The 10526-nt window shown below is 52.2% G+C and carries 11 protein-coding genes; 7 read left to right on the forward strand and 4 right to left on the reverse strand.

Annotation, left to right across the window (positions count from 1 at the left end; genetic code table 11):
* Positions 1-140 precede the first annotated feature (140 nt).
* The 3 genes from metG to ABD892_RS13500 all read right to left on the reverse strand — a co-directional run bounded on the left by metG (position 141) and on the right by ABD892_RS13500 (position 3698).
* Positions 141-2213, reverse strand: a complete 2073-nt coding sequence (gene metG, locus ABD892_RS13490; RefSeq protein WP_345196301.1) for a methionine--tRNA ligase — start codon at positions 2211-2213, stop codon at positions 141-143.
* A 185-nt stretch (positions 2214-2398) separates the two neighbouring features.
* Positions 2399-2947, reverse strand: a complete 549-nt coding sequence (locus ABD892_RS13495; RefSeq protein WP_345196302.1) for a hypothetical protein — start codon at positions 2945-2947, stop codon at positions 2399-2401.
* A gap of 226 nt (positions 2948-3173) precedes the next feature.
* Positions 3174-3698, reverse strand: a complete 525-nt coding sequence (locus ABD892_RS13500) for a hypothetical protein (protein ID WP_345196303.1) — start codon at positions 3696-3698, stop codon at positions 3174-3176.
* A gap of 307 nt (positions 3699-4005) precedes the next feature.
* On the opposite strand from ABD892_RS13500, the gene ABD892_RS13505 reads away from it, so the two are divergent.
* The 4 genes from ABD892_RS13505 to dcd all read left to right on the forward strand — a co-directional run bounded on the left by ABD892_RS13505 (position 4006) and on the right by dcd (position 6864).
* Positions 4006-4440 (forward strand): DnaT-like ssDNA-binding domain-containing protein, encoded by a 435-nt coding sequence (locus ABD892_RS13505; protein ID WP_345196304.1) that lies wholly within the window; start codon positions 4006-4008, stop codon positions 4438-4440.
* Positions 4346-5086 carry a replication protein P gene (locus tag ABD892_RS13510; protein ID WP_345196305.1) on the forward strand — a complete coding sequence of 247 codons (741 nt, stop codon included), beginning with the start codon at positions 4346-4348 and terminating at the stop codon, positions 5084-5086. Before ABD892_RS13505 ends, ABD892_RS13510 begins: the two co-directional genes overlap by 95 nt.
* 67 nt (positions 5087-5153) lie before the next feature.
* On the forward strand, positions 5154-6260 hold the full coding sequence (apbC, locus tag ABD892_RS13515) for an iron-sulfur cluster carrier protein ApbC (protein ID WP_345196306.1): 1107 nt from the start codon (positions 5154-5156) through the stop codon (positions 6258-6260).
* 13 nt (positions 6261-6273) lie between these two features.
* Entirely contained in the window at positions 6274-6864 is a 591-nt protein-coding gene (gene dcd / locus ABD892_RS13520; protein ID WP_345196307.1) for a dCTP deaminase, read from the forward strand.
* Positions 6865-6878: 14 nt separating this feature from the next.
* On the opposite strand, the gene ABD892_RS13525 is transcribed toward dcd, so the two are convergent.
* Positions 6879-7805 (reverse strand): hypothetical protein, encoded by a 927-nt coding sequence (locus ABD892_RS13525; protein WP_345196309.1) that lies wholly within the window; start codon positions 7803-7805, stop codon positions 6879-6881.
* Between the two features lie 401 nt (positions 7806-8206).
* Here ABD892_RS13525 and ABD892_RS13530 point away from each other — a divergent pair, with 401 nt between their 5' ends.
* The 3 genes from ABD892_RS13530 (at position 8207) to ABD892_RS13540 (ending at position 10489) form a co-directional block, all read left to right on the forward strand.
* A complete protein-coding gene (locus ABD892_RS13530; RefSeq protein WP_345196310.1) occupies positions 8207-8734 on the forward strand; it encodes a CBS domain-containing protein in 528 nt (175 codons plus the stop codon).
* Between the two features lie 269 nt (positions 8735-9003).
* Positions 9004-9942, forward strand: coding sequence for a helix-turn-helix domain-containing protein (locus ABD892_RS13535; protein ID WP_345196311.1), 939 nt, complete (start codon positions 9004-9006; stop codon positions 9940-9942).
* Positions 9943-10105: 163 nt separating this feature from the next.
* Positions 10106-10489 carry a hypothetical protein gene (locus ABD892_RS13540; RefSeq protein WP_345196313.1) on the forward strand — a complete coding sequence of 128 codons (384 nt, stop codon included), beginning with the start codon at positions 10106-10108 and terminating at the stop codon, positions 10487-10489.
* Positions 10490-10526 lie beyond the last annotated feature (37 nt).

Here is a 10526-nt window from a genome sequence, read left to right on the forward strand (position 1 = left end):
CTGGGTTACATGGCTGCGCGAACCTGCCCCATGCCAGCAAGGCTTCTCAAGCTGGCTGAGCCACAGTGGTAATCAGGTAAAAGAATAAATGATTGGGAGGTCTAATTAGCTATTAGCCTCCCGTAGACTTTATCTCTGAGTTACATCACCCGCATGCCCGGTTCGGCGCCATCGTGGGGCTCAAGGATCCACAGATCAGCGCCACCAGGGCCGGCAGCCAGCACCATGCCTTCGCTCATGCCAAACTTCATTTTGCGTGGTTTCAGGTTGGCCACCATGACAGTGTGTTTGCCAACCAGGGCTTCGGGGCTGTAGGCCGCCTTGATACCGGCAAAGACATTGCGGGTTTCACCACCGATATCCAGAGTGAGCTGGATCAGCTTGTCCGCACCCTCTACCTGTTCGGCATTGACGATTTTGGCAATGCGCAGGTCCACCTTGGCAAAATCACCGAATTCGATCTGCTCGCCGATGGGTTCTTCTTTCAGCCATTTGCCTGAGGTGTCTTCGGCAGCGTTGTCTTCTGCTGTTTCGGTCTTGGTGTCGGCCATTTTTAAAGCCTCCTTACTGGCGTCAATCATCCCGTTGACCCGGTCGCTTTCCACACGGATCATCAACGGTTTGAATTTATTGATCTTATGGTTCAGTAGCAGGGTCTGGCTATCGTCCCAGCTCAGTTCGCCGCACTGCAGGAAGGCTTCAGCATTTTCAGCCATCGCGGGGAGTACGGGCTTGAGGTAAATCAGCAGCAGGCGGAACAGGTTAATGCCGGCTGTGCTGATGTCGTGCAGCTCCTGATCCTTGCCTTCTTCCTTGGCGATGACCCAGGGCTTGACCTCATCAATCCAGGCATTGGCCTGGTCAGCCAGCGCCATGACTTCACGCATGGCCTTGCCGAATTCCCGGTTTTCATAGTGCTCGGCGATGGTTTCGCTGGCCGCCATGAAGGCTTTGGTCAGTTCTGGGGCTGCGTCGTTGGCGGACAGCATGTCGTCAAACCGCTTGTGGATAAAGCCGGCGTTACGGCTGGCGATATTGACCACTTTACCCACCAGGTCACTGTTCACCCGCTGGACAAAGTCTTCCAGGTTCAAGTCGAGATCATCAATCCGGCTGGAGAGTTTGGCGGCATAGTAGTAACGCAGGTATTCCGGGTTCAGGTGGTCCAGGTACGTCCGCGCGGTGATGAACGTGCCGCGGGATTTGGACATCTTCTCGCCATTGACGGTCAGGTAGCCGTGCACGCTGACTTTGGTCGGGGTGCGGTAGTTGGCACCGGTCAGCATGGCGGGCCAGAACAGGCAGTGGAAATTGACGATGTCCTTGCCGATAAAGTGGTGCACTTCACAATCGCTGTCGGCTTTCCAGTATTCGTCGAAATCCAGGTCGTCACGGCGGTTGCACAGGTTCTGGAAGCTGGCCATGTAGCCGATGGGCGCATCCAGCCAGACGTAGAAGTATTTGCCGGGCGCGTCAGGAATTTCGAAGCCGAAGTAGGGGGCGTCGCGGGAGATGTCCCAGTCCTGCAGGCCAGCGTCCAGCCACTCGGCCAGTTTATTGGCGATTTCAGTCTGGATGGTGCCACTGCGGGTCCAGACTTTCAGGAAATCCTGGAAGTCAGTCAGCTTGAAGAAAAAATGCTCGGATTCCTTGTCGATCGGCTTGGCGCCTGAAATCGTGGAAAAGGCGTTTTTCAATTCGGCCGGTGTATAGGTTGCGCCGCATTTTTCACAGTTGTCGCCGTACTGGTCAGGCGAGCCACAATTAGGACACTCGCCCTTGATGTAGCGGTCCGCTAGAAACATCTGCTTTTCAGGGTCATAGGCCTGGATGATGGTGCGGGTGGCAATATGACCTTTGTCTCGCAGTGCCTTGTAGATAGAGTCGGACAGTACCCGGTTCTCCTCGGAATGGGTGCTGTAATAGTTGTCGAATGCAACATGAAATTCGCCAAAATCCCGGATACGTTCCTTGTTGATCAGTGCAACGGACTCTTCCGGTGTCATGCCCTGCTTTTCGGCATGCAGACTGATGGCGGTGCCGTGGGCGTCATCGGCGCAGACGTAGGTGCAGGTATGGCCACGCTGCTTCTGGAACCGGGCCCAGATATCGGTCTGAATGTATTCCACCAGATGGCCCATGTGCAGTGGACCGTTAGCATAGGGGAGGGCACTGGTGACGAGGATTTTGCGTTTTTTGCATTGATCAGACATGGGGAATCAGACTTGCTCCGGTCTACAGGGGGCGCATAAGGCGCAAAGCCGCCATTATATGCCGCTGTCAGCAGACACGGAAACTGTTGTTAGCCGTAAGCGTTGGATAGTGCATCGCTGGAAGCCCTATCCGGACACTAAATGACACGTTATGCCTGTTCTTCCATGGGGGGCAGGCTAAAAGGTTACCAAAGAAGGATTTCAATATTGTTGAGAACAGACGATTCGTCGCCCCAGTCTGTCAGCATGGATAGCCATGGACCGATGCTCATGCGGCCATCCACAACAGAGAATTCTGCCGATACATGCTGAATCATGCTGTCGCTGTAAAACTGCTCAGGTATTCGGAACAACGGCAGGGTTTCTGCGTAACGGGCAGTCCCATTGCCAATGAACTTCAACAGTAATTCTGGTTCAGAGGGCATGTCCACAAGGCGCTCAAAATAGATATCGTAGTAAAGAACCCCTGCAGGAAGTGAAACTACCTTATTGCCATCCAGATCGTAACCATGAATGGCATGTAAAATGATTTCGACGGGGCCGCTGTCCCATAGAAACCTGTATCCATAGGGGCCGGCAATCACTTGATACGAGCGGCTTCCTATCGGGGTTGCAACGAGATTCACTTCTCTGGCGGATTGTACGATTTTCGGTGGCAATCCCATAACCATGGAGGGTAGGGTCAGTATTAAAAAAACGCCTATTTGTTTTAGCCATCGCTTGTGATTTGACATGGTTTTGTCTCCTTGTTGACCTGATCATCCTGACTGAAACGTGTCCCTTTCCGGATCGGGAAAACGTTTGGAAAGATCGGGTGTGTAGATGATTCCGGTAAAAACTCTGACCAATAGGCGGACCTGTAGTTCGCATACATGTGCGTCATCACAGGGACTCATGCAGTAATGTCAGGATCACTGACAGGGGGGGGCAGAGCGGTCTATATCAAGTAGGGGGAGACAATCACCACAGTAATAGCTGGAGGTGCTGGCTGACTGATGAAGCATCGCTCCAGTCGCTTCTCATGGGGAGCCAGGGGCCGATGCTCATACGGCCATCAACCACAGAGAAGTCCACGGCAATATGGTCGATTTGCCTGTTAAGGTAAAAGGATGCGGGTATACGAAAAACATCGGTACTGGCGTAACGTGCGTCCCCTACACCTCGGAAAGACAGTTCCAGATCCGGGGCGGGGACACCTTCTTTGGCGCCTTCTGCCGGTGCATAGTCAATGAGGGTGCCATTGGTGTCATACCCTTGGATGCCATGGATTTTAAGTTGGGTAGGACCACCATCCCATAGAAAACGGTAGTGATATTCCCCTGCCGTGAATCGGTAATAATTTGAACCGTCATGTTCCAGTTTTATCGTCACACTGTCCGACGAGATAGCCTGGGTAGGGGGAAGGGCATACGCTGCTAAAGGCAGCATCAATACCAGTAAAACACCCATAAAGAGTCGGTGAAATAGGGGTCGTCCTGTTGCCATGCCGCACTCCTGTTAAGACCGTAATGCTTGTTTTGAAACCCCGATTTATTGGGCGGGAATCCATGCTTTTTTGATATGAATTTAGACAGGCGAGAACGGGATAAGTTTCCAGTGCAGGTTAGGGGGGGCTAGACAAAAGTCGTAAATTCGTTGCTATAACAGACATGGCAGTGAGTGGGTGCGGCCGATAGACCTGTGTCGGGAAAATACTATGGCGCCGGTCTCACCCGCCGCAGTAGAATGAGCGTTTATAGTTAAAGTAACAGTCAAGGCGGCCGGGAGTGCTGTCAGGGGTTATGGTTTACTGATGTCAAAGGGCTACAAGGCGCCGGGCCGCAGGGCTTACGAGCAGGATAAGCCGCTCTTCCAGATCATGGATGAAGGCGGTGATGACTCGCCGACGCATCCGGTGTTTGCCGAGAACCGCGAGGTGAGGGAGGGCGCCCGGGTGCAGCCCTTGCCGGAAGACTTTGAGCCGGACTCAAGGTATATTCAGTTCCTGCAGCTGCATCACGGCATTCCGCCGGAGTTTACCCTCGGCCAGCTGCCGGATTTCAAGCTGTACTGGCTGGAGACGGGGGAAGCCCGCAAGGCCTGGCAGAACCGTTTCAAGAACCATGTCATTTATCAGTGGAGGCGTCAGCAGAGTGAAGGAGGCCGGGAAAGTCATCGATCAACAGCTGAAAAGCTCACTGACACGAGCTGGTCAGACGCGTACCGAATCGACCTCGACGAAGACTGAGTCCTCAGTCCGTCCGGGGCGTGAGCATGAGTACGCCATCAATACCCTGTTCACCCTGTTGGAGGATGCGTTTCCGCTGAAATTCCGGCGGGCGTTTCCCACAGCGGAAGACCAGGCCCGGGCCAAGAGCGTTTGGCTGCAATCGCTCAAGGAGTTCAGTCCCCGCCGGATCCTGCGGGCTGCCAAGAAAGCCATTGATAACACCCGTTTCTTCCCGGATCTCGCCGATATCCGGGAGTTGTGCAAGCTGCGGTTTGATGAATACGGCCTGAAGGAGCCACTGCAGGCGTATTACGAGGCCTGCAATGCACCGTCCCAGACCCGGGATTATGGCTGGTCTCACCTCGCGGTCTACCTGGCGGCGCGAGAGACCGGGTGGTTCATGATTCGTGGCGAACCTCAGGAAACCGCGTTTCCGGTCTTTGAGCGGAACTACGAGATTCTCTGCAACCGGGTTCTGGATGGCGAGGATCTGGAAGCAGAGATTACCCGGGCGTTGGAAAATACCCAGGCCCGAACGAATGCAGATCGCATAGAGGAGGCTGCCCGGAAACAGCAGCAGGCGCTGATGAAAGAGCAGGGAATCGACCCGAAAGGCGGTCGCGCGACGTTTTTGTCCCTCAAGGAAAAATTAACCCGGGGCTAATTGGCAGGGTTGTTGCGCTGGGTTGAAGCATTGCCGGCGCATGAGTGAATCACTGACTGGAATAGGTATGTCGGACGTCATCAACAGAACAATGATTGAGCAGGTACTGCAACAGTATCACGACCCTTATCTGGGGATGGATCTGATCACCGCCGGGTGTGTGCGAGAGATTCGTATCGAAGGTGGACAGGTGCGTGTGGATCTTTTCATGGGTTATCCCTGCGAGGGGCTTTCGGCAGGGATTACCCGGATTCTCCAGGATTACCTGGAAGACCTGCCCGGAGTGACGAAGGCCGAAGTCGCTCTGGCGTGGCATGTGGAATCCATGCCGACCCAGGGCAACTTGCCAGCGATGTCTGGCATCCGCAATATTATTGCCGTTGCTTCTGGCAAAGGCGGCGTGGGTAAGTCGACGACCACAGCCAACCTGGCGCTGGCGCTGGCTGCGGAAGGGGCTCGCGTGGGTGTGCTGGATGCGGACATCTATGGTCCAAGCCAGGGGTTGATGTTTGGTATTGCCGAGGGGGTTCGACCTGATGTCGTCACCGAAGGCGAACAGCAATTCTTTGTTCCTATTGAAGCCCATGGTGTTCAGGTGATGTCCATGGCGTTTCTGGTGACAGAAAACACGCCGATGGTCTGGCGTGGTCCCATGGTCAGCGGTGCCCTGCAGCAGCTGTTGACCCAGACGCGCTGGGATAATCTGGATTACCTGATTGTCGACATGCCGCCGGGTACCGGGGATATCCAGCTGACCCTGGCGCAGCGGGTACCGGTGGCGGGCAGTGTGATTGTCACCACCCCACAGGATCTGGCGTTGCTGGATGCCCGTAAAGGGATCGAGATGTTTCGCAAGGTGGATGTACCGGTACTGGGCGTTGTGGAAAACATGGCGACCCATACCTGCACGAACTGTGGTCATACGGAACACCTGTTTGGCGAAGGTGGTGGAACTGTATTGGCCAACGAATATGATACTGAGTTGCTGGCCTCCCTGCCGCTGACCCTGCGTATTCGCGAACAGGCCGACGGCGGCAACCCTTCCGTGATTGCCGAACCGGATGGCGAGATTGCCATGACCTACCGTGAGTTGGCCCGCCGAATGGCGGCCAGGCTTTCTGTCAGAAACCGTCAGGCGCCGGCGGCGCCGACCATCAGCATCAGTGATGACTAAGGAATTGTGAACCATGCGGCTATGTGATCGTGACATAGAAGCCTGTCTGGACAGCGGCCGGATCGTGATCGAGCCCCGGCCTACACCGGATCAGATCTCCGGTATCAGTGTGGATTTGACCTTGGGTAACAGCTTCCGGGTCTTTAATGACCATGCCGCGCCTTATGTGGACCTGAGTGGCTCACGGGAACAGATTGATCAGACCCTTAACTCCATCATGAGTAAGGAGATCATTCTGGGCGAGAAGGAAGCCTTCTTTCTGCATCCCGGGGAGCTGGCGCTTGCGGTGACCTGTGAATCCGTTGGCTTGCCCGATGACCTGGTGGGCTGGCTGGATGGCCGTTCTTCCCTGGCGAGACTGGGCCTGATGGTGCATGTGACAGCGCACCGAATTGATCCGGGTTGGAGTGGTCAGATCGTGCTGGAGTTTGTCAATGGCGGCAAGTTGCCGATCGCCCTGCGCCCGGGGATGACCATCGGTGCCATCAATTTTGAAACCATGACCGGTGCGGCGGATAAGCCCTACAACAAACGCAAGAATGCCAAATACCGCGATCAGCACAGTGCGATAGCCAGTCGCATTGGTGAAGACTCTTCTGTTTAATGCTGACAAAATGGTCAGGCTGCTCTGGTCTCAGCGGCCGCCTGATTGCTTATTGTTGGCGTATTCCTGCTAGGTGTATTTTGACTGCAGTGTTTGTAACAATAATACGTTAACCCTATGACAGTAGTGAGAATGATGGCTAATGAGGATCCAATGTCTGCAGCGTTAGGGAAATGCAGTCTTGTGAAACCATTATAGATATGTTGAATAAAGTCTCCGCCTCCTGTTCCGAGCGAGCCTATAAAGCAAACCGGGCGGTAAAGTACACAAAATATTTTGGCGAAATTATTGATGAATGCTGATTTTTGCCCGATTTTTTTGAAAAACCGGTGTATGCGTTTGCATGGGGTATGAAACCAGCGACTTTCAATATGGGCTGTAGCGCCTGCATTGTACTTATCGAGGTATTCTGCACATGTATAACATCCCTCAAGTAGACCTAAGACTACCATGAAGAGCATTAAAGCCGCTGCAAGCCAGTCGTAGCCATAATAGGCGAGTACATCAGCGCCTATAGTAGAAGCCAAGATATTGTACGTTATTGCATCACGTATGTCTGACCCGCCACCTTTATCGGCATAATCGCGTTCATTATGTCTTTGAATATGTCGTCCTGCTTGTTCCAATGGTGCACGTATCCTTTGGGATTCTGATTGTGCGCTATGAAAACTATCACTGCTGTCACTATCCATAATAATAACGTCTGATGTTATTTCCGTTTGAATAGGATGTGGTGATCGTGTATGAATACTTGTTAATGCGCTGCACCATGAATCTAGATCACCTGTTCTTGGCTCTCTAAAGTTTTCTTCTCTGAGAATGTAAGCTTGTACGTTGTTTAACTGATCCAGTGATCGAGATCGCCAGAGCGGACGTCGACTTCTAACGATATTCGGTCGAATGGATAAATGTGTGTCAATATACTCACCAGAAACCTGCATATATGTCCTTATTCGATGACTTTAAGATGTGGGGAAATAAATTAGACAAATTTAATCGTGTTTTGATTTTAAAAAAGCAGGATTTTTTGTTTTAATGCCTGACTAAAATTGCCAACAATAAATTTTATCCACCATTGCTGGAGTCAGCATTCATATACTTACGAATTTGACGCCCTCATTTCTTAATACCATACTCTTGTACACGCTAAATCTGCTCGTTTTTGTAGGTAGGCCTGTCTGTTGATATGGGTCAATAATAGCTTTCGCGGAAGTGCAATACTGAGTCTGCAAGCAGCGAAGAATAAGATCAATCGCAAGTGGAGCGTGCCTTTACGCAGTCAGTAGCAGGCCGGCACTTTTTGTTCGCAAGCTGCGAATCCCTGGACTACAGGAGGCTAACGATGCTTTCGCTTGATTCTTTTGGTACGGATACAGCCGGCACAACCGATAGCGACTGGCGGCAAATGACCGCCGCTGATGTGATGACCCGTGACGTCCGTACTGTCCCCCTTGACTGGTCCGTTGACCGTCTCTCACGCTTTCTCACCGATAACGCGATCTCCGGTGCACCGGTGGTGGATGAAGCCGGTCGTCTGACCGGGGTGGTCACACTGACGGATATTGTTCGCCAGACCGGTTCCGGTTTGCTTGATCTCGCCCAGCGGGATGACAGTTTTTATCAGGGGCTATTGGATCGTGAACTCTCTGATGAAGAACAGCGGGCCTTCCATGAGGCGGTCGATGACGGCGTCCTTATCTCAGATATAATGACACCTGTTGTGTATAGCGTGACCCCCGAAACACCGATGACCGAAATGGTGGATGCCATGGTGCGCGGCCATATTCATCGGGTTCTGGTGACTGAGGATCGTTTGGTGGTCGGTATTGTCACGGTACTGGATCTGTTGCGTACCATTACCCGGAACTAAAGTCCCTCTTGGGATGACCTGGATCAAGGTCATCCCTGATAGTGTCCCTATCAGCACAATACCTCACAAAACTTAACCTAACTCAATAATTCTGCCTTGGCAGGTCGCTATGATGCGGTCAGTGATCAGGGCGCCAGGCGCATGACCATGGCGTTTCCTGCAGAAAAACCGATCTTAGGCTGCCTGATCCGGGCAATGATAACCCACCACTCGAAACAGAAAGGGTTACTGCATCTGCCCGGTATTGCTACGGGATTAAGGTGTTACGGATGCTGGAAAATTTCGGGTCTTACCTAAAGCGAAGACGAAGGGACAACGCACTGACACAGGACCGGCTCGCGCTGGCGTTGTCATGTCATTCAACCACCCTGGGGGGGATCGACTCAGTGACCATCAGTCGCTGGGAGCGGGGAACCACGGAGCCTACGTTGGAACGGCAACGTCATGTCATCCACTTTTTTCAGGATGATGCGGATCAGGTGCTGCCATTCCGTTCAGCGCGTCCCAACCTGTTGAGTACCGAACAATCTGTGGGATACCTGATCAGGCATTACCTTAATTCTCCCAAGCTGGGCAGCAAGGTGGGGACCTTCCCTGAGAAGGAAAACCGCAAATACGAAGTGCGCCACTTATCCGGCAGCGATGTGGATGATCCGTTCATTGAATTGATCCTGGATTATGATCATTCCATTTTTGAAGCGGGATTGCCGGTCAGTCATGAACTCCTGCATGGCTGGATCGGGCATAGTAATGTGCTGAGTGTTGTCAGTACGAAGTTCAACCACTATTTCGGTCATCTGATTGCATTGCCACTGGCAGAAGATATCTATGGGCGGCTGATCCATGGTGAAATGGAAGAGGCTGAGATTCGTAACAGCGATATCGTACCGCCGGAAGAGCCTCATGGGCTTTATATCTATTCTCTGTATGGCGCCAGCAAGATTGCGGCTGCCTTGCTGCTGATCGAGATGGCCCATTATGCTGGCAAATACCTGGAGTCGATTCGTCATATCGGTGGATTGTGTGCCACCAGTGATGGCGCACGTCTGGCGCGGTCTTTCCACCTGCAGCCCGGCCATGTGGGGCCGGAAGTCGCCCATGGTCCGGTGCGTTACCAGGGACGGGAAGTGCAGTACCTGACCTATACAGCACCACTGGCGTCCATTCTGAAGGATGCAGGTTTACGCCGGATTTTGCCGCTGCATTAGGTAGCATGGGGTATCACTGCCAGCGGTAATATGTGTTGGCAGTGATTAAATAACAAGCCTTCAACTTCATTACCTTTGTCCTAACGATCATTTTTCTGGGAACTAAAAGAAATATCCATAGTCTACATCCAATGAAGTAAAGCTTTGTAATATCAGGTGGGTTGTGGATTTTGTAGCAGTTAATAGGTTGTTTCATACGCTATCCAGTGTGGAAAATAATGAATCCTCTCAGGATGTGGTGCGTTATGATGGTAATCAATTCCTGGTTGGAGAGGGCAACAAAAAAATATTGGCCTTTCTGGGTGGAGTGAAGCGTCTAATATCCTTTGTTTCCTGTTGCCAGTGTCATTGGTTGGATGAAAAAATTGAACGAATTAATAACAGAAATCAGTCTCAACAGGGGGCTGCAATTGAGCGCCTGAATGCATTGTTTAATCTTAGTTTAAAGGATAGGTCAATTACTGTTAGCATGGCGCTAAAGTATTGTATGACAGAATTACAACTAGGGGCTGTTGACGTTTCATTGAAAGCCTTGAACCAAGCCTGAAAATCCGCAGTATGTTGCTACCGCTCATGCTTTCATA

The sequence above is a fragment of the Kistimonas scapharcae genome (genome assembly GCF_039540975.1).
GTDB classification, from domain to species: Bacteria; Pseudomonadota; Gammaproteobacteria; order Pseudomonadales; family Endozoicomonadaceae; genus Kistimonas; species Kistimonas scapharcae.

What these genes read in the sequence shown, in the direction of transcription:
- metG (WP_345196301.1), bottom strand. Translation starts at nt 2,213, where the DNA reads ATGTCTGATCAATGCAAAAAACGCAAAATCCTCGTCACCAGTGCCCTC.
- ABD892_RS13495 (WP_345196302.1), bottom strand. Translation starts at nt 2,947, where the DNA reads ATGTCAAATCACAAGCGATGGCTAAAACAAATAGGCGTTTTTTTAATA.
- ABD892_RS13500 (WP_345196303.1), bottom strand. Translation starts at nt 3,698, where the DNA reads ATGGCAACAGGACGACCCCTATTTCACCGACTCTTTATGGGTGTTTTA.
- ABD892_RS13505 (WP_345196304.1), top strand. Translation starts at nt 4,006, where the DNA reads ATGTCAAAGGGCTACAAGGCGCCGGGCCGCAGGGCTTACGAGCAGGAT.
- apbC (WP_345196306.1), top strand. Translation starts at nt 5,154, where the DNA reads ATGTCGGACGTCATCAACAGAACAATGATTGAGCAGGTACTGCAACAG.
- dcd (WP_345196307.1), top strand. Translation starts at nt 6,274, where the DNA reads ATGCGGCTATGTGATCGTGACATAGAAGCCTGTCTGGACAGCGGCCGG.
- ABD892_RS13525 (WP_345196309.1), bottom strand. Translation starts at nt 7,805, where the DNA reads ATGCAGGTTTCTGGTGAGTATATTGACACACATTTATCCATTCGACCG.
- ABD892_RS13530 (WP_345196310.1), top strand. Translation starts at nt 8,207, where the DNA reads ATGCTTTCGCTTGATTCTTTTGGTACGGATACAGCCGGCACAACCGAT.
- ABD892_RS13535 (WP_345196311.1), top strand. Translation starts at nt 9,004, where the DNA reads ATGCTGGAAAATTTCGGGTCTTACCTAAAGCGAAGACGAAGGGACAAC.